Here is an 18550-nt window from a genome sequence, read left to right as displayed (position 1 = left end):
GAGGAAGACACCGCCGAGTACGAGGAGGAGGAACCCGAGGACGAGACCGACGAGTACGAGGACGAACCCGAGGAAGACACCGCCGAGGCGGAGGAGGAGCCGGAGGACGAGACCGGAGAGGACGAGGAGGAGGAGCCGGAGGACGAGACCGGAGAGGACGAGGACGAGGAGCCGGAGGAAGAGACCGCCGAGGACGAGGAGGAAGAACCCGAGGAGGAGCCCGCGCCGCGCCGGCGTCCCGAGCCGCGGCGGCGTCGTCCCCGGAAGGCCGCAGCAAAGAAGGCCCCCGCGAAGAAGGCCCCCGCGAAGAAGGCCCCCGCAAAGAAGACCACAGCGAAGAAGACCACAGCGAAGAAGACCACAGCGAAGAAGACCCCTGCAAAGAAGACCGCAGCGAAGAAGGCAACGCCGCGGCGTAGGAGAGGAGCACGCGCATGACCACGGCCGGTGGACCCAGCTCGAGCAGTCTCGCCGACGTCATCGACACCATCCTCGACAAGGGTCTGGTGATCGACGCGTACGTGCGGGTCTCGCTGGTCGGCATCGAACTGCTGACGATCGACGCCCGCGTTGTCGTCGCCAGCGTCGACACCTACCTGCGGTTCGCGGAGGCGGTGAACCGGCTCGAGATCGGCAGCGAGCCGAAGGGGCTGTCAGAGATCGTCTCGGGTGCCACCGAGGGCGGTGCCAAGCACAAGACGAAGGGGGCGCTCGAATCGGCGGGGGAGAAGCTCGGCGGCCTCCTCGGGGGCGGGGAGGAAGAGGAAGAACCAGAGCGAGAACGAGTGTCGCGCAGGTCGACGCGAGGTGACCGGTGATGGCTACCCCGGAGCAGACGAAGAAGACGACCGGTGTGTATGTCTACGGCATCGTCCCGGCCGACGTCGAGGTCGCCGAGGATGCGACCGGGGTCGCGGACGGCACCGTGGAGGTGATCACTCAGGGTGACATTGCCGCCCTGGTGAGCGGACTGTCGGTGGATCGGGCGCTCGGGGCGCCCGGGGACCTGCGGGCGCATGCGGATCTGCTGGACGGGGTGGCCGGGGTGGCGCCGGTGCTACCGCTGCGGTTCGGTGCGGTGCTCAGTGACGCCGACGCCGTGCAGGAGGAACTGCTGTCGGCGCACGCGGACGAGTTCAGTTCTGCGCTCGAGCAATTGGCGGGCAAGGCCCAGTACATCATGAAAGGCCGGTACGTGGAGAAGGCGATCCTGCGGGAGATCCTCGACGAGGACGATCAGGCGGCGGCGCTGCGCGAGGAGATCCGCGACAAGTCGGAGGACGCGGGCCGGCAGGCACGGATGGCCTTGGGGGAACTGGTGAGCAACGCGATCGCAGCCAAACGCGAACAGGACACCCGCAGGGTCGTCGAGGCGCTCGACGATCTCGCCTCTTCCGTGAACGTGCGCGAACCCACGCACGAGGAGGAGGCCGTGCAGGTGGCGCTGCTCGCCGATGTCGAGCGTCAGGACGAGCTCGAACAGGTGCTCAGTGAGCTGGTCCAGGAGTGGGACGGGCGGGTGGAGATGAAGCTGCTCGGACCGCAAGCGGCATACGACTTCGTGGTCACCCCGAAGCCTGAGGGGCAGGGCTGAAGGCATGGGTCTGTTCTCGTTCATCGTCACCTTGCCACTGCAACCGGTCAAAGGGGTGATCTCGCTGGCGGAGTTGATCCAGCGGCAGGTCGAGCAGGAGTTGCACGATCCGGCGCGCGCCCGCCGGGCGCTCGAGGAACTCGAGGAGGCCCGGGAACGTGGTGAGATCACCGAGGAAGAGGAAATGCAGGCGCAGCAGGCGATCCTCGACCAGATGACGGGCGGTGGCGAATCCATCCCCTGACTGAGTAGGGCAAACACGGCAGCACCGAGACCCGATCCGCCGCAACGGCGGAAACGAAAGACGGCTGCCAGCCTTATCAGAGGCTGAGGGGAAGGCCAGCCGGTTCGGCGCACCGGATCCGTTCCTCGATACTGTCAGGATCGTCACCGCGCGCGAGACCGGTGCTGATGGCGGCGGCAATGGCGCGGGTGCGTCCGTGGTTGTCAACACACTTCTCGTGCAGGTCACGCCTGGTAAGAATCCGACCCTCCTGTCCTCGACCGTCGGTCAGTCGATGCGCTCAGCGAGCCGGTATGGACGAGAACCGTTTGCGTGAACCGTAAATCGTTCAGTCCTGCGGGGTTCCGGGTTCACGCGGACGCGGTCGAAACGACATCGCGGAGTAGCACTGACCGAGCGGACGAGCCGGTTCGCCATGCGCACACAACTTTAGTGCAAGCGAATATCGGGAGGGCGACGTGGAGCGCAGAACCCAGCCCAGGAAGGTGGCGACACGACGCATCGGGGCCTGTCGATGTTCTGACAGGCCCCGATTCCGTGCGCGTGTGCGCTGTGGGTCAGGTGATGCTGCGGAATGATCCGCCGTCGACGCCGTAGACCGAGGAGGTGACGTACGAGGCGAGGTCGGAGGCGAGGAAGACCACCACGTTGGCCACTTCCTCCGGAGTTCCGATGCGCTGCAGAGGAAGTCCGCGATGTTTCATCTCGACGTCGATGGACTCGTCGCGGTGCACGCCGTGGACGGCGGCGAAGGTGTCGGCGAGGCCGCCCTCCATCAGCCACATCGGCGAGAGAATGGGGCCGGGTGCGACCGCGTTGACTCGCACGAGTGGCCCTTCGCTGATGGCCAGCGAGCTGGTGAACGACAGGATGGCTGCCTTGGACGCGGCGTAGTCCGGTCCGGCGGCGATCGGCTGGCGGCCCAGGTCCGAGGCGTTGTTGACGATGACACCGCGTCCGGCGGCCCGCATGGCCGGCAGCACGTGGGTGGCGGCGCGGACCTGGCTGAGGAAGTTCAGTTCGAGGGTGGAGACCCAGTCGGTGTCGGTGAGGCTGTCGAAGGTTCCCAGGCTGCCGGCGCCGACGTTGTTGAACAATACGTCCACCCGGCCGTCGTAGGGATCGAGGACCTCGTCGAGGCCGCCGGTCACTCCGGTCTCGGTGCTCAGATCGGCCACGGCGTAGTGCACCTCGGTGACCTGCTCGAGTTCCTTGGCGAGGAGGTCGAGGCCGTGCCGGTCGCGGTCGAGCAGGGCGAGGCGGGCGTTTTCCGCGGCGAAGGCGCGTGCGGATGCGGCTCCGATTCCGGAGCCGGCGCCGGTGATGACGACGACCTTGTCCCCTAGTCCGGTTTCCATCGTGATTCCTCTCGGGCGTGGGGCGTTAGTTGGTGGCGGGTTCGGAGTACCCCTCGGGCAGGCAGCCGTTGGGGGTGAACTCGTCGAGGTTGTCCTTGGTGACCACCGGCAGCGGCATGTAGCTGACCGGCGGTACGTCCTTGCCGGCGAGGACGTCCGTCATGGTGGTCAGGGCGTGGGTGGAGTCCCAGCACGGGGATTGGAACAGTGTCGTCGCCATGGAGCCGTTCTCGAGCAGGGTCCGGGCGACCGGGGCGTAGTTGTGGCCGAGGAGTTTGACCTGTCCGGCCATCCCCGCGGCGTCGAGGGCTTGGGCGGCGCCGGAGGCCATGATGTCGTCCGGGGTGACGAGGGCATCGATCTGGTTGCCGAATCGGCTGATCAGTGAGCTCGCTGCGGTCTGGGCCTGGTTCTTGTCGAAGTTGCCCGGCTGGGAGCCGAGGAGCTTGATGTCGGGGTGGTTGGCCATCTCGCGTTCGAGGCCGATCTGACGGTTGATCGCGGCCGCGTTGCCGGGGGTGCCGCCGATGTAGACGTAGGTTCCCTTGCCGCCGAGCAGCTTCGCGAGTTCCTTGCCCTGGAGTTCGCCGATTCGTTGGTCGTTCGGTCCGGTGAACGCGTGGTACAGGCTGGTGTCGAGGTCCTCGGGGGGCTGGGAGTTGCTGATGTCGACCGGAATTCCTGCCCGCTGGGCCTGGATCAGCATCGGCTGTTCGGCGCCGTAGAGCGCGGGCCAGATGACGATGCCGTCGACCTTCTTGGCGATCGCGATCTTCATCTGCGACGCCTGCACCGAGGCGTCGTAGTTCGAGTTCATCACGAACGCGTTGACGTGGTGTTCTTCGGCTGCCTTCCGCAGGGACGAGACGTAGTTGCGGCCGTACTCGTGGTTGCGGTCCATCGGCACGAGGAAAGCGATGGTCGGCCAGTCCTCGTTGTCGGTTGCCGCGCCGGGAGCGCCGCACGCGGTGCCGGTCAGCACGGTGGCCGCGCAGACGGCGATCGCGAGTGCGACCCGGCGGAACAGTGAATTCTTGTGCGCCATCATCGTGCCTTTCCTGCTGCGGCAGCTGTGTGGTCCGAGGATGCACCGGTGAGGGGACCGAGCAGCGACGGCAGCCGCAGGGCCCGCACACCCTCCTTGGTCAAGACGATCGCGGCGAACAGGATCGCGCCGATGGCGATGCTCTCGACGCTCGAGTCCAGCCCGCTCATCTGCAGGCCGATGCTGATGCCGCCGAGTGCGACCGCCCCGATGACGGCGCCGATCACGCTGGCGCGGCCACCGGAAAGGCTTGCACCGCCGACGACGGCGGCCGCGATCGCCAGCAGCATCACCGTCGATCCCAGGGTGGGTGAGGCGGCGACCAGGTTGAGGGTGTCGACGACACCGGCGAGGCCGGCAACGCAGCTGCAGATGATGAAGGCGAGGATCTTGCGGGTGTCGATCGAGATCCCGCCCGACGCCGCGGCTTCGGCGTTGCCGCCGATGATGTAGAGCTCGCGGCCGGTACGCATCTTGGTCATGAAGAACCACAGGGCGGCGGTCGCGGCGACGGCGATGATGATGTCCGGGGTGATCTGCCCGATCAGCGGGACGCTGAATTCCAGGGCCCGGGTGGAGTCCTGCAGCGGCACCGGGGCGCCGTCGGTGATCGCGAGTGCGAGACCTTGCAGGGTGATCAGCATGCCGAGGGTGGTGATGAAGGAGTTGATGCCGACCTTGACGACCAGGAGACCGTTGATCAGTCCCACCACCGCACCGGTGATCAGCGCGAGGGGGATCGAGACGGCGAGGTTGCCGGAGACCTGCGCGGCGACGGCCGCGGTGACGGCCATGGTCGATCCGACGCTGAGGTCGATCTCGCCGAGGACGAGGACCGGGACCAGCGCGATCGCCACCAGCCACACGTCGACGATGCGGGACAGGGCGATGCCGTAGGAGCCGAGTGCGGTTGGCTGTACCGCCAGCAGCACCACGACGACCAGGGCCAGCAGGATCACCGCCCGGAATGCGGTCCAGCTCTTGAACTGGGTCAGAAGAGTGTGGCCGTTCATTTGAGACCTCCACGTCGGCGCAGGATGGCGTCCGCCGCGAGGGTCGCGACGATGATGAAGCCCTGCACGAACTGTTGCCATTGGAACGGCAACCCGGCCAGGGACAGCACACTGAGCAGCACCTGGACGAACGCGACACCGAGGACGGTGCCCAGGATCGACCCGCGGCCGCCGAAGAGGCTGGTGCCACCGATGACGACGGCGGCGAGGGCGTTGAAGTCGTAGCCGGCGGACATCGTCGAGACAGCACTCGAGCTGTAGCCGGCCAGCGCCATGCCCGCCGCGGCGGCCCCGAGCGAGGAGACGGCGAAGGTGAGGGTGAGGGTGCGGGTGGTGTTCAGGCCGGCGATCCGGGCGGCACCGCGGTTGGTGCCGGTGGCCCGCAGCGAGTACCCGAAGCTGGTGGCGGAGAGCAGGTTGTGGGCGAGCACGGCCACGACGGCGAAGATCAGGAACACCACCGGAATGCCGGCGACGGAGGCGTTGCCGATCCACGACAGCAGCGTGGTGTTTCCGGAGTACTGGGCCCCACCGGTGATGTAGTTGAGCACGCCCATGCCGGCGGTGGCGGTGGCCAGGGTGACGATGACTCCGTTGCCGCGCATCAGTCCGGCGCCGATGCCGTTGACGATCGCGAACCCCAGGCACGCCAGGATCGCGGCCGGTGCGGCCACGGCGATGCCGTGCGGGCTCAACGCGATCACGACGATGGCGGCGAGGGCGATTTGCGGCACCACCGACAGGTCGATGATCAGGCCCGAGACGACCACGAACGTCATTGCCAGTGCGACGAATCCGAGGAAGGCGCTGTTACGCAGCAGCGTGCCGAGGTTCTGTGCGGACCAGAAACCGTCGAGTCCGACCGCGGCGAACAGCAGTAGTGCGATCAGCGCCCCGGTGACCACGATGGCGGTGGGGTTCTCATCGAATTTGCGCCGCAGGGGCGGCACGTAAGGTGCGACCTTCCCTGCCGGCGCGATCTGGGTGTCAGACATGTGCGGCTTCCTTGCGTTGGTGCGTGGTGTCGTGATGGGTGCCGAGCCGGACGATGGCCTGTTGGTCGGCCTCGGCGGCGGACAGTTCGCCGGTGATCGTGCCGTCACGCAGGACCGCGATCCGGTCCGACAACGACAGCAGTTCCTCGAGGTCGGAGGAGACGACGATGACGGCGGTGCCCTTCGCGGTGAGGTTGCGGACCAGTTCGTGGATTTCGGCCTTGGCTCCGACGTCGACGCCGGCGGTCGGCTCGTCCAGGACGAACAATCGCGGATTGGTGGGCAGCCACCGGCCGAAAGCGACCTTCTGCTGGTTGCCGCCGCTGAGCAGTTTCACGGTGGCCGAGGTGTTGGCGGGGCGCAGGTTGACCTCGCCGGCGAGGCCGGTGGCCATCTTTTTCAGTGCCTTGGTGCGGATCTGTCCGAACCGGCTCAGCGCGGTCAGCGAGGGCAGCGCCAGGTTCTCGCGCACCGACCGGGCCAGCAGCACCCCTTCGGTGCGGCGGTCTTCCGGGACGAAGGCGACGCCGGACCGGACCGCGGAGCGGTAGGAACTGATGGTGCGGCGGTGGCCGTCGTAGCTGAGGGTGACCGATCCGCGGGAGCGGGGTTCGAGGCCGAGGATGGCCCGAACCAGTTCGCTGCGGCCCGAGCCCATCAGACCGCCGAGACCGAGGACCTCGCCGGCACGGACCTCGAGGCTGGTGCCGAACACCCCCGGCGCCCAGAGGTTGTCGACGGACAGCACCACCTCACCGAATGAGTCGGTTTTCTCTTCCCGCTCGTGTTGTTCCTGGTCGAGCAGTTTCTGCCCGACCATGCTCTCGACCAGTCGATCCGTGGTGGTCTCGGCGAGGTCGAGGTGCTCGACCAGGCGGCCGTCGCGGAGCACGGTGGCGCGGCTGCACAGTTCGAAGATCTCCCGCAGCCGGTGCGAGATGTACACGATGGTCACACCCTGATCGCGCAGGGACTCGAGCAGTTCGAGCAGCTGGTCGGTCTCCTGGGGTGTCAGGGAGGCGGTGGGCTCGTCGAGGATGAGGATCTGCGGGTCCAGGCGCAACGCCTTGGCGATCTCGACGAACTGTTGCAGGGTCGCCGGCAGCTGACCGACGAGGGTGTCGGGGTCGATGTTCACGCCCAGCCGCGCGCACAGTGCGGCGGCGATCGAGCGCATGGCTTTGCGGTCGACGAGTCCGTGTTTGGTGGGAGTGGTTCCGACGCAGATGTTCTCGGCAACGGTGAGGTCCGGGCACAGGCTCAGTTCCTGATGGACCAGTGCGATGCCGGCGGCCTTGGACGCTACGGTTCCCCCGGACAGCGGTTGCCCGGAGACCAGCACCTGACCCTCGTTGGGGCTGTAGAGGCCGGCGAGCACCTTCATCAGCGTGGATTTGCCGGCGCCGTTCGCGCCGACGATGGCGTGGCAGGTACCGGAGTCGATGCGGATGCTCACGTCTTTGAGCGCGTGCACACCGCCGAAGTGCTTGCTGACCCCGGTCGCCTCGATGGCAGCGGGTGACGAAGCGGGAATCTGTGAGGTCACGGAGGGCTCCTGATACAGGCTGGGAAATAACGCGGTACTGCGGGGCGTGGGGGTAGAGACGCCCCAGACGGCTTTTCATCGTTACTTAACCGTGTGACGTCCACCATAGCATTTAGTTCAGTGTGACTGTCAACACCAGGGGACTTTAGAGTTATACCGGGAAAGATTCACTGCGGCTAAATGCAGACGCGGTGGTAACCGATCGGGTGAATCCCGACCGGTTACCACCGCGGTGTCTGCGCAGGGGCGGCCGGAGGTCTAGAAGAAGACCTGCTCGCCGCCGGTGAGGTTGAGGGCGGAACCGGTGGTGAACGAGGCCTCGTCGGAGGCCAGCCAGGCGACCATCCTGCCCATGTCCTCGAGAGTGCCGAAACGTCCCGTGGGGATCTTGGCGTCGAGGTAGTCCTGCAGCTTCTGCTCGAGCGTAATTCCCTCGCTCTGAGCGATTTCCGCGAACGACTTCTCCATCATCTCGGTGTGCATGCAGCCGGGGCAGATGGCGTTGACGGTGATGTTGTAGGGCGCCAGTTCCAGCCCGAGGGCCTGCGTCATCAAGATGACGGCCGCCTTCGATGCGGAGTAGACCCCCTCGTTGGGGCGGGCGAGCTTGCCGAGCTGGGAGGCGGTGTTGATGATCCGCCCCGACTTTTGCTCTTTCATCACCCGGGCGGCCGCACGGGATCCGTTGAAGACGCCGCCGATGTTGACGTCCATGGTGCGGCGGAAGTCTTCGTCGGTGACGTCGGCGATTGCACCGTAGGTGTAAATGCCGGCGTTGTTGACCATGATGTCCAGGCGCCCGTGCGTCTCGACAGTGGAACCGACCAACTCGTCCACCGACGCCGCGCTGGACACGTCGACCTTGGCGGAGCTGCTCTTCGGGCTGCCGGCGGACTGCAGCGTGGCGRCGGTGTCCTCGGCGCTGTGCAGGTCGGCGCAGACGACGGTGGCCCCGCGCCGGGCGAGTTCGACGGCGATGCCCTCACCGAGTCCGCGGCTGGCTCCGGTGACGATGGCGATCTTGTTCTCGAGGGTGGACATGGGGAATCCAATCTGGTGTTCGGGTGGGGTGAGCTCCGCCGGCACACCGGTGCACGGGGGAGTCGGGTGAGGGGGTTTACGCGGTGGGCACCGGGGTGGGCTGGTAGGCGAGGAATCGCCAGCCCGCATCATCGGTGTACTTCCATACGGCCAGGCACCGGTTACGCAGCTTCTTCTCGCGTCCGCCGGCGGTGATGCTGGCGTTCATCTCACCGATGACGAGCGCGACGTCGTCGACGATCCGGATGAACTCGATCGGGTGGTCGATGTCGTGATAGACGTAGTAGCCCGACCGCACCTTGTCGAGGTAGGAGTCGAGGCTGTCCGTGTCGCCGGAGGAGTGCGAGTAGGCCAGGTCGGGGTGGCTGAGCTCGGCGAACCGGGCCAGGTCCTGGTCGACGATCGCCCGGTACCGGGCGTTTTCGAGATCCCGGATGGTAGTCGTCGCGTCGTGGGTAGCTGTCACGTCGGCTCCTGTGCTGTTCAGGGTGGGTGAGGGTGGGTGTCGTACCGGGTCATCGGCGGGTGGGCCGATCGCCGCGCAGAGCCTGGCCGAGGAGGTGGCGCAGCCCGTCCTCGGTGACCGGGGTCGGGTTCGAGTAGGGGTTGGACAGGACCTCGTCGATGACGGCAGGGAGTTGGGTTTCGCGCACGCCCAGTTCTTCGAGCGAGTGCGGGATCTGCAGTTGCTGTTCGAGGTCCCACAACGCGGTCGACGGATCACCGTCGGTGCCCAGGGCCCGCTGCAAGGCGGCCCGCGCTGCCGGGGCGTGGGATTCGTTGTAGGCCAGCACGTAGGGCAGCACGATCGCGTGCGTCTGGGCGTGCGGCAGGTCGAGGGATCCGCCGAGGACGTGGCAGAGCTTGTGGTGCAGCGACATCGTGGTCGCCCCCAGGCAGGCGCCGCACAGCCATGCTCCGTAGAGGGCTTTCGATCGGGCGTCGAGATCGTTGCCGTCGGCGACTACCGCAGCCAGAGATTCGGCGAAGGCGCATACTCCCTCTTCGGCCATCAGCGAGATGATCGGCGAGGCGTCCGGGGCATAGAGCGCCTCGACGGCATGCGCGACCGCGTTCAGACCGCTGGCGGCCGAGATCTCCGCCGGCAGCGTGGCGGTCAGCTGTGGGTCGTAGATGACGCTCTGCGGCAGTACCTTCGCGTCGCGCCCGGTCTGCTTGCGCCCGTCGCGGGTCAGACCCCAGATCGGGGTCATCTCCGATCCGGCGTAGGTGGTGGGGATCGCGATGATCGGTAGCCCGTGTTCGAGGGCGATCGCCTTGCCGAGGCCGATCGAGGAACCACCGCCGATCACCACGCAGCTGTCCGCGCCGAGCTCGCGGGCCCGGTCCCGGGCGCGGTCCGCGGTCTCGACCGGCACGTGCATGCGGGCCTGGTCGAAGATGCCGGCACCGCGGTCACCGAGGTGATCCATGACGAGATCGGCCAGGTGGTTCTGCTCGGGGGTGCACAGCACCAGCGCCCGGCTCAGCCCGAGTCGGTCGAGTTCCTCCCCGACCTTGGTCACCGCGCCGACTTCGAAGCTCACCCGCATCGGCAGGGCCTGATAGTGGAAGGAGCTGGTGAAGGTCACAGTCCGGCCGCCTCTCGTACCTCGGATTCGAGCAAGGTCACATCGAAATGGACCGTGCGAAAAGGATTGCCGAACCCGAGCTCGCGGGCCCGTTTCGGGTCATCGACCACCGGGAACTCCCGGATCAGGCTTTCCTTGACCCCGAACACGACATCGGAGTCGATATAGGGGGTGCCGTCGACGAACAGGTGGGTGGTGACCGGTTCGTGGCCGGGTGCGGTGACGATGAAATGCACGTGCGCCGGCCGGTTGGGATGGCGTCCGGTGATCGCCAGCAGTTCCCCCACCGGTCCGTCGTCGGGGATGGGGTAGTACCGGGGAACGATCGAGCGGAACCAGAACTTGCCCTCGTCGTCGGTGGTGAATAACCCGCGCAGGTTCAGTTCCGGCTGGATGCCGGGTTGCTGGACGTCGTAGAAGCCTTCGGCGTTGGCCTGCCACACGTCCACGCTCGCCCCGGCCAAGGGGGTGCCGTCCGCGCTGCGGACCTGCCCGGTCACCAGGCACGGCTCACCACCGTCGTCGAGGGCGATGGTGTCGCCGAGCTCGCGCGGCGGGGAGTCGACCATGTGGAACGGGCCCAGAACGGTCTGCTCGGTGGCGTGATCGAGGGCGCGTTGGTTGATCGTCTCGACCAGCATCGATACCCCGAKGACGTCGGAGAGCAGGATGAATTCCTGACGTACGTCGTTGCAGGTGTGCCCGGTGCGGGTGAGGAACTCGATGCCCTTCTCCCACTCGGACTCGGTGAGCTGGACGTCCTTGACGAAGTCGTGCAGGTGCTGGATCAGGGAGGTCAGAATCTGCCGCAGCCGGGGATCGGTGTCGGCTCCGAGGCTGTCGATCACCACCTCGGCTGAGCGGCCTTCGGTGAACAGTCCACGATCGGTCATCGGTTCAACTCCTTTCACGGTGCGGTGTAGCCGCCGTCGACCGGCAGTTCGATGCCGGTGACGTAGCTGGCCTCGTCGCTGGCGAGGAACAGTGCGCCGTAGGCGATTTCGCGGGGATTGGCGGCACGCTTCATCGGGGTGGCGGCGATCACGTCGGCGGTGATCGCCTCGTCCTGAGCGTCGATCATCGGGGTGCTGGCCAGACCTGGGTGCAGGGAGTTGACCCGGATGCCGTCGTCGACGTACGACAGGGCGGCGTTCTTGCTCATCATCCGCACCGCGGCCTTACTGGCCTGGTAGGCCGAGACTCCGGCGGCGCCGACGATGCCCCAGATCGACGAGACGTTGACGATCGAGCCGGCGTGCTGGGCCTGCATCGTCGGCAGGACCGAGCGCATGCCGTAGAAGACCCCGGTCTGGTTGACCGCGATGATGTTGTGCCAGTCGTTGAGGTCGATCTTGGCGATCGCTTCGTAGGAGCCGACCAGGCCGGCGTTGTTGACCAGGATGTCGATCCGCCCATGCGCGGCGATCACCGAGTCGACGAGCCCCTGCCAGCTGTCGAGTTGGGTGACGTCTAGGGGCGTGAAGGTGATGTTCGGGTGATCGAACGGCTCCGGCTCGCGCAGGTCGCCGACCACCACCCTCGCGCCTTCCTCGGCGAACAGTTCGGCCGTGGCGCGGCCGATACCGCGAGCTCCGCCGGTGACGATAGCTACCTTCTGATCCAACCGCGCCATTGCGATGTCCTCTTCTTTCGGTATTCGATCCGTATCAGGCCAGGTCAGCGCAGGTACTTCATCGACGCTTCATAGGCGGCGGGAACGGCCTCGCCGATCGGGAGCTTGCGGTACGCGGCGGACAGGATCTCCACGCCGTAGATTCCGTCGTAGCCGGTCTTACGGATGGCGTCGACGAAGCCTTGGATGTCGAGTTCGCCCTCACCGGGAAGCCGGCGACCGTTGAAGGTGTCGGCGATGAGGTCACCTTCGAACGTCAATGGAGCATCGTCGAGTTCGACGTCGAAGATATACTTCGCCGGGATGTCGGCGAGAGTGTCGAAGTCGACGCCGGCGCGGGCGACGTGCCAAATGTCGATCAACAACCCGCCAGCGGGATGATCGGCCTTGGCGATGAACTCGAGTGCCTGCTGCGGCGTCTTGACGTTCACGAACGGCATCGGCTCGAACACCACCGTGGTACCGGCATTTGCAGCGTCGGTGCAGAGCTTCACGAACTCGGCCGCCATGTGGTCCGCATCGAATTCACCACCGCTGAAGTCGCCGCCGACCTTGATGTGGCGGGCGCCGAGGGCTTCGGCGGCCCGGAACATGTTCGCGCGAATCTCGTCCGCGGCCGCCCGGCGGTCGTCGGTGAGAAACCAGTTCTCCAGGAACTCGAGCTCGAGGTGAGCGATGCCGTTGTCGGCGAGCATGGTCTTGACGGTGGGGAACCCGTACTGCTGCTCGGCGTCGAGAAGATCCAGGTAACCAATGCCCACGCCGGTGAATCCGGCCTTCGCGGCAACCTCGATGCGCTCCTGGAAGCTGTGCGGACTGCGATCGTTCTCCGCGTTGCCGGCGTCGGCGTCACCAGCGGTCGTCCACGTTCCAGCGATCAATTCGATCTTGCTCACTATCAATTCTTCCTTCCAGAGGGGGTTGGATGGGTTGCATCCTGCGACGTAGCGCAGGTTTACGACGATGCCAGACCGACCAACTCAATAATTCATCCTGGCTTAAATCTGTGACTCCAATCATGCAAGTCGTGTAGTGTGAATGTCAACATCGGGCGATGAACTGCGGTGTTGCACCACTGCCGGAGTTAAGCCAGAGTGGATATCGAGCGTCAGACACACAGAACGGGGCACAGTGGTGGAAGAGGAAATCGGCGTGGCCTTGAAGCGGGCCCGCCTGGACAAGAAACTGTCACTGCGCCAGATCGCCGATCAGCTCGGCATCTCCACCAGCCTGCTCTCGCAGGTCGAGAACGGAAAAACCCAGCCGTCGGTGAAAACGCTCTTCGGTCTCGCGACCGTGCTCGAGGTCTCCCTCGACCAAATAGTGTCCGGTCGCAGCGGTCTCGACGTCGAGCTCCCGCAGAACCGCGACGCGGCGGCCGGTATCCAGCGCGCCGCAGACAATCCCGTCCTCGAAATGGAAAACGGGGTCACCTGGCAGCGGCTGGCCACCGGGGGGCGCACCGAGATCGAACCGCTCTACGTCACCTACGAGGTCGGCGCCTCCAGCTCGGTCGACGGCAAACAGATGCGCCACGACGGAGCCGAGTTCGCGTACATCCTCGAAGGCACGCTGCGGCTGCGGCTCGACTTCGACGAACACGATCTGGGCCCCGGCGATTCGTTCTGCTTCGACTCGAGCCGGCCACACCTGTTCTACAACCCGGGCACGGTTCCCGCCCGCGGCGTCTGGTTCGTCTTCGACAGCGCGACCCACACCGCCGACGTCAAATCGCTACTCGACGCGATGCGAACCGCCAACGGCAGCGGCCAGGGCCGCACCCATCTGCCCACGTTCAGGTAAACCCGCCAGCCTGTCCCCCCAACACCCCGGCGATCACCTCCGCCTGATCGCTGCCTGCCGGTGAGTCGCCTGCACCGCCCCCTGAGGGCGACCTCTGGGCTGCGTGGTGCGCGCACCACCTTCCGTGAATAACTGTCCGACGGCGTGCACACCTGTCGCTGCCGAGAGGAACCTCGATGCCCCGAGCCGATACCACCCCGGCCACCGGGACCCGTGCGGCCATGCCGACCTGGCTGGTGCTGCTGATCGCGACTGCCTGCGCAGTGGTGGTCGCCAATCTCTACTACTCGCAGCCCCTGATCGGCGAGATCAGTGCATCGCTAGGCCTACCTGCCCAGTCAGCGGGGCTGATCGTCACACTCACCCAGATCGGCTACGGCGTAGGGCTTCTCCTCGTCGTGCCACTCGGTGATCTCTACGAGAACCGCACCCTGGTAACGGTCCTGCTGGCCGCCGAAACGGTGTTCCTCATCGCAGCGGCCCTCGTGACGGCGCCGATTGTCTTCCTGGTGATCTCCGCACTCATCGGGCTCGCCGCGGTCGCAGTCCAGGTGTTGGTTCCCTTCACCTCGCACTATGCCCCCGAACACCAGCGCGGCCGGGTCATCGGCACGGTCATGGGCGGACTCACGATCGGAATCATGCTGGCCCGCCCTGCCGCGAGCCTGATTGCGAGCCTGTGGTCCTGGCGGGCCGTCTACGTGCTGTCCGCCCTCCTCGTCGTGATGATCGGCGCCCCGATCCGATTCACGATGCCCGCCCGGCGGCCCGAACACACCGCGGGCTACCGCGCACTGCTGGCATCCCTACCTCGCCTCGTGCGCGACATCCCGGTCCTGCGTCGCCGCGCGCTTTACCACGCCTGCCTGTTCGGGTCGTTCAGCCTCTTCTGGACCGTCGTTCCGCTGCTGCTGACCAGCGACGCGTTCGAGATGTCCCAGAGCGGAGTCGCACTGTTCGCCCTCGCCGGAGCCGCCGGAGCCATCGCATCACCGATCGCCGGCAGAATGGCCGACCGCAACCGAACCCGGTCATGGACGCGGATCGCCATCGGCTGCGTCCTGATTGCACTGCTGGCCGCGGCCCTCGCCCCCGCCGGATCCGCCCTCGGGCTCTCAATCCTCGTCGGTGCGGCAATTCTGCTCGACTTCGGTGTCATGACCAATGTGGTGCTCGGACAACGCGCCATCTACAGCCTCGGACCCGAACTACGGGCCCGCCTCAACGGCCTCTACATGGCCATAACACCGGATGACGATCCCTTGCGGGACAGCAGGTCGTCATGAATCTGTCGCATGAGGCGGTCACGATGCGCGTCGGGCGAGTATGAGTGCTCCGCGTTTGGTCAACGGCAGCGGCAGGGGCCCGCGGTCGGCCAGCGCATCGGCGAGAAGCTCTGCCCGGTGGTGCGGCACCAGGCGTGCCTGAAGGAAGTCCCGCACAGCGTCCCGGTCGGGCAGCGTGATGAGCGACGCGTCCCAGGGCTCGGTCTCAGCCGCCCCGAAGGCGGCGGCGACCAGCTGTTGAGCGTCCTCTGCATCGAACGGTGTCGGCTCCGGTTGCCAGAACGGCGCCAACTCCGGGGAATCCACCCTGGAGATCGTGCCGGYGATGAACAGCCCGTCCGGGCGCAACACACGGTAGGCCTCGCGCAGGCCCAGCTCGGGCCGGTCGAGGTGGTCCAAGACGTTGACCGCGACGACGGCGTCGGCTGCGGCGTCCGCGACGGGCAGTGCGATGACATCGCCTCGCGCCACCGGGCAGCGCCGCACCGCCGCTGCTGTCATCGCCGTCGCGGCATCGATGCCGAACACCCGTAACGCGCTGCCGACCGCGGACCGGGCCAATGCCCCGTCACCACAGCCGATGTCCAGCACGCGAGCGGCCCCGGCATCGAGCAGCAGACGCACGATCCGGGCGTGCAGGTCCGCTCCGGGCCGGACATGGGCCGCGGTGAGACGGACACCGCGCCGAAACCGGCCAGGGTCGGCGTCATAGTCTCGCGGGGTGGGCACACCTCACATCCTGGCCTTCAGCGCTGCTGCCCGCGCTCGCTTTCGGCGTTGACCGAATGCCGGCCGTGCCGACCAGCACCGCCGTTTTGCTCCGCGATACGGCCCAACGCACTGCACACCCTCCACGTGTGCCCGCAGGGTGCACGTCATGGCCGACCTCTGGCTCCAGACGATTCACAATTCGGTTGGATACGGCAGGGCTCGGGGCTCTAGTGCACTGATGGACGGAGCCCTCTGCTGAACCGGCCCGTTTCCGTGTCGTGGACGGACGGGTAATGCGCGGTCCTGCGACCCGACCGCGGCAGGTGTTCGAGGCCCGGGTGCGGGGCGGACGGATTCAGGTCCGGCAACCGGACGAGCAGCGAACGCTCCGCACCAACCCTGGTGCCGGCGTCAATGATTGACGCTCCGCGGATCGGGTAATGGTCATCGCCGACGCAGGTGAGAGGCGACCGAGGGCACCGACCGAAGTTCATGTCGATGTGGTCGGTCGTCGTTCTCTGTTTCAGGTGGATTGATGTACGCTCGCCCGGCTAGTGATTGCGAAGCTCGTCGATGAGATACTTCTTGTTCAGCTTCGAATAACCTTCCAATCCAGATCTTTGGCACGCTTCTTCGGGTCGTCGACCGCCCAGTCCTCGGAGGATTGTGACTGTCCGATATTCTTGCGGCCACGACTCGCTGCAGCATTGGAGACGTGGGCCGCCTTCCTTCGTTCGAGTGGCCTGCCCGTGCCCCGGGCAGCTCAAACCACGGCGAGGCTTCTCAGGTGGCCAGCCACACACGTCGTCGCGCGACGGCCTTCATCCGCTCGAGCAGGTCGGGGCGCAGGGGGGTGGGCGGGGAAAGTTCCAGATATTCGGCCAGGTGGCGGAAGAACGCCGCGGCGTCCATGCCGAAGTCGGCCATGATCGTCTCAGCGGGGCCTCCGCCCAGGGCGCACCACCGAACTTCGAACGCCACCATCCGATTCACCGCAGTGGTTCCCACGGTTATCGCAGTTTCTGCGAGGGTCGTGCCGCGTCCGCTTCCATGTTCCCGACCTCGCTGCCGCCGTCGCCGTGCTCCATGCGATCGAGGTGGTGCTTGATCCATGCGGTCGACCACGCTGGCGGGTTTGAGTACTGGTTCGTCATCGGGCGATGCCTTTCCGGTTGAGCGCTGTAGGGGAGGGGAGGGTCGCGAGAGAGCAATGCAGCGAACGCGATCGGTCGAGGACCGGAAATGTCGGTGTGTGATCTGCGGTGGAAGCAGAGTAGGCGAGTGCTGCGTGGAACGCTTCGGCGACGGTGTCGAAGCAGGGCGCCGCCGTGCTGAGCCCGATTCGGTCCAGGACCGCGTGCAGGCCGGCCGGAGCGGCGACGGTCAGACGGCATCGTTGCTCGGACAATCGGGTGGCGGCGTAGTCGAGTGCAGCCAGTCCGGCGCAGCCGACGAACGGAACGCGCAGAAGGTCGACGACGACGCTGTGGCCGGTGAGCACCGCCTCGGCGAGGCACGCGCTCAGCACCGGGGCGGTGACGACGTCGACGTCGCCGCGCACCCGGAGCACCCCGGGGCCGCCGGTGGGTTCGTCGATGTCGATGCGGAAGCCGTGATCGGCGTTGCTGCACAGGTCGGTCCCGGACAACGATGACCGCGTCAGACCGGGAGAATCGAAGATGGTGCGAAAATTGGCCATGGGTGGCTCCCGGTGTGTGACCGGCCGCGGAACCGAACCAAACCCTGGAATGAAGGGTCTTCGACACACAAGTCGGCGATCCCAAACCGGTGGCGGCGTTGTCTGCCAGGCTGTGATCTCAACCTCTGATCAGAAGATAACGCGTCTTCGCGCGGAAGGAAACCCTGCACACGCGTCGGGGTCCTGCGGTCCGGTGCACGAGGTCGGGAGTGCGCGCACGGTCTCGCCGAACCCGATTTGCGCGGCAGAACTGCGCAAGCCCGCCCGGTCTCGGATAGGTGCATCAGTACGTTGTGGAACGACCGGGTAGGTCTGTGGACCCCTCTCGAGATCGCGACACCGTCCCCGTCGTGAGGTCTGGACGGCCACCCTCACCGAATGGTATGCATGAGTCATGCATGGAAGTCGCACGGCCAACCTCCTCGGGGCCGCGGCGCTGGCTGTGAGCGATCTCGTTCTCACGAGGGTCACCCGCGTCAGCCAGGTCAGCCCGAGCGGTGCTGCCGCGCTGGTGGTCTTGTCGGCCACCCCCGACCTGAGCGTGACAGAACTCGGCCGGCGCGTGGGCCTGACTCAATCGGCCGCGGCACGCATGGTCGAGTCACTCGAGGGCAAGAACTTGGCGCAACGGAAACGCGGTGCGGGACGGGAAAGGGCTGTCGCCCTCACTTCGGAAGGGCAGCGGGCAGCGCGTGCCGCCCTCGGGGCCCGCGGGGATGGACTGGCCTCGCTGCTGGCGGCACTCGACGACGAAGAACGCGAGGCGCTGGCCGGTGTGCTGGACAAATTGCTGGCCCGGATTTACCAGGATGTCCGTGACTCGGAATTGCTCTGCCGGCTCTGTGATCGCCGGGCATGCACCACCGACGCGGTCTGTCCGGTCGGCAACGCCGAAAGAGCGACCGAAAAGTAATCCGGATGGGACCTCTCCTCGCGCTCAACTCGGCACTCTTCTACGGCATCTCGGACTTCACCGGCGGTCTGCTGTCC

21 protein-coding genes are annotated in these 18550 nt (G+C 66.4%); 7 read left to right on the top strand and 14 right to left on the bottom strand.

The features are described from left to right. The 4 genes from AC1D1G_RS27545 to AC1D1G_RS27530 form a co-directional block, all read left to right on the top strand. Window positions 1-438, top strand: a 438-nt coding sequence (locus AC1D1G_RS27545) for a hypothetical protein (protein ID WP_477954492.1), incomplete at its 5' end; no start/stop codon positions are given. After that, window positions 435-818 (top strand): gas vesicle protein GvpJ, encoded by a 384-nt coding sequence (gene gvpJ, locus AC1D1G_RS27540; RefSeq protein ID WP_280783769.1) that lies wholly within the window; start codon window positions 435-437, stop codon window positions 816-818. The genes AC1D1G_RS27545 and gvpJ, both read left to right, overlap by 4 nt. Continuing rightward, window positions 818-1594, top strand: coding sequence for a GvpL/GvpF family gas vesicle protein (locus tag AC1D1G_RS27535; RefSeq protein WP_477954490.1), 777 nt, complete (start codon window positions 818-820; stop codon window positions 1592-1594). The genes gvpJ and AC1D1G_RS27535 overlap by 1 nt, the downstream gene beginning before the upstream one ends. 4 nt (window positions 1595-1598) lie before the next feature. Beyond that, window positions 1599-1838, top strand: coding sequence for a gas vesicle protein GvpG (locus tag AC1D1G_RS27530; RefSeq protein WP_105423879.1), 240 nt, complete (start codon window positions 1599-1601; stop codon window positions 1836-1838). 557 nt (window positions 1839-2395) lie between these two features. Here the strand turns inward: AC1D1G_RS27530 and AC1D1G_RS27525 are convergent. The 11 genes from AC1D1G_RS27525 to AC1D1G_RS27475 form a co-directional block, all read right to left on the bottom strand. After that, window positions 2396-3196, bottom strand: coding sequence for an SDR family NAD(P)-dependent oxidoreductase (locus tag AC1D1G_RS27525; protein ID WP_477954489.1), 801 nt, complete (start codon window positions 3194-3196; stop codon window positions 2396-2398). 25 nt (window positions 3197-3221) lie between these two features. After that, a complete protein-coding gene (locus tag AC1D1G_RS27520) occupies window positions 3222-4244 on the bottom strand; it encodes a sugar ABC transporter substrate-binding protein (RefSeq protein WP_477954487.1) in 1023 nt (340 codons plus the stop codon). Beyond that, a complete protein-coding gene (locus tag AC1D1G_RS27515) occupies window positions 4241-5254 on the bottom strand; it encodes an ABC transporter permease (RefSeq protein WP_283331799.1) in 1014 nt (337 codons plus the stop codon). The genes AC1D1G_RS27520 and AC1D1G_RS27515 overlap by 4 nt, the downstream gene beginning before the upstream one ends. Further along, a complete protein-coding gene (locus AC1D1G_RS27510; RefSeq protein WP_280783763.1) occupies window positions 5251-6249 on the bottom strand; it encodes an ABC transporter permease in 999 nt (332 codons plus the stop codon). The genes AC1D1G_RS27515 and AC1D1G_RS27510 overlap by 4 nt, the downstream gene beginning before the upstream one ends. Beyond that, window positions 6242-7795 (bottom strand): sugar ABC transporter ATP-binding protein, encoded by a 1554-nt coding sequence (locus AC1D1G_RS27505; RefSeq protein WP_283331795.1) that lies wholly within the window; start codon window positions 7793-7795, stop codon window positions 6242-6244. The genes AC1D1G_RS27510 and AC1D1G_RS27505 overlap by 8 nt, the downstream gene beginning before the upstream one ends. Window positions 7796-8053: 258 nt before the next feature. Next, window positions 8054-8836 (bottom strand): SDR family NAD(P)-dependent oxidoreductase, encoded by a 783-nt coding sequence (locus tag AC1D1G_RS27500; RefSeq protein WP_477954486.1) that lies wholly within the window; start codon window positions 8834-8836, stop codon window positions 8054-8056. Window positions 8837-8912: 76 nt separating this feature from the next. Next, entirely contained in the window at window positions 8913-9302 is a 390-nt protein-coding gene (locus AC1D1G_RS27495) for a nuclear transport factor 2 family protein (RefSeq protein WP_159922185.1), read from the bottom strand. A 49-nt stretch (window positions 9303-9351) separates the two neighbouring features. Further along, the gene (locus AC1D1G_RS27490) at window positions 9352-10428 is read right to left on the bottom strand and encodes a maleylacetate reductase (RefSeq protein ID WP_477954484.1); all 1077 of its coding nucleotides are present in this window, start codon (window positions 10426-10428) and stop codon (window positions 9352-9354) included. Then, complete coding sequence (locus AC1D1G_RS27485) at window positions 10425-11321, bottom strand: intradiol ring-cleavage dioxygenase (RefSeq protein ID WP_477954482.1); 897 nt, start codon at window positions 11319-11321, stop codon at window positions 10425-10427. Before AC1D1G_RS27485 ends, AC1D1G_RS27490 begins: the two co-directional genes overlap by 4 nt. Before the next feature lie 14 nt (window positions 11322-11335). Continuing rightward, window positions 11336-12061: an SDR family NAD(P)-dependent oxidoreductase gene (locus tag AC1D1G_RS27480; RefSeq protein ID WP_283354496.1), complete on the bottom strand. Its 726-nt coding sequence runs from the start codon at window positions 12059-12061 to the stop codon at window positions 11336-11338. A 44-nt stretch (window positions 12062-12105) separates the two neighbouring features. Continuing rightward, window positions 12106-12957: a sugar phosphate isomerase/epimerase family protein gene (locus AC1D1G_RS27475; RefSeq protein WP_283331790.1), complete on the bottom strand. Its 852-nt coding sequence runs from the start codon at window positions 12955-12957 to the stop codon at window positions 12106-12108. Window positions 12958-13213: 256 nt separating this feature from the next. On the opposite strand from AC1D1G_RS27475, the gene AC1D1G_RS27470 reads away from it, so the two are divergent. Beyond that, entirely contained in the window at window positions 13214-13864 is a 651-nt protein-coding gene (locus AC1D1G_RS27470; protein WP_283331789.1) for a helix-turn-helix domain-containing protein, read from the top strand. A gap of 176 nt (window positions 13865-14040) precedes the next feature. Further along, window positions 14041-15150 (top strand): MFS transporter, encoded by a 1110-nt coding sequence (locus AC1D1G_RS27465; RefSeq protein WP_477954479.1) that lies wholly within the window; start codon window positions 14041-14043, stop codon window positions 15148-15150. Window positions 15151-15168: 18 nt separating this feature from the next. Here AC1D1G_RS27465 and AC1D1G_RS27460 read toward each other — a convergent pair whose 3' ends face one another. From AC1D1G_RS27460 to AC1D1G_RS27450, 3 genes are all read right to left on the bottom strand, one after another. Continuing rightward, a complete protein-coding gene (locus AC1D1G_RS27460) occupies window positions 15169-15879 on the bottom strand; it encodes a class I SAM-dependent methyltransferase (RefSeq protein ID WP_477954478.1) in 711 nt (236 codons plus the stop codon). Between the two features lie 765 nt (window positions 15880-16644). Continuing rightward, on the bottom strand, window positions 16645-16845 hold the full coding sequence (locus tag AC1D1G_RS27455) for a hypothetical protein (protein WP_477954476.1): 201 nt from the start codon (window positions 16843-16845) through the stop codon (window positions 16645-16647). Window positions 16846-17011: 166 nt separating this feature from the next. Further along, on the bottom strand, window positions 17012-17560 hold the full coding sequence (locus AC1D1G_RS27450; protein ID WP_283331783.1) for an STAS domain-containing protein: 549 nt from the start codon (window positions 17558-17560) through the stop codon (window positions 17012-17014). 394 nt (window positions 17561-17954) lie between these two features. On the opposite strand from AC1D1G_RS27450, the gene AC1D1G_RS27445 reads away from it, so the two are divergent. Then, complete coding sequence (locus AC1D1G_RS27445; RefSeq protein ID WP_283331782.1) at window positions 17955-18473, top strand: MarR family winged helix-turn-helix transcriptional regulator; 519 nt, start codon at window positions 17955-17957, stop codon at window positions 18471-18473. The last annotated feature ends 77 nt before the right edge of the window (window positions 18474-18550 follow it).

The sequence above is a fragment of the Rhodococcus sp. P3_B8 genome (assembly GCF_056402775.1).
This window is presented reverse-complemented; position numbering and strand designations above follow the sequence as displayed.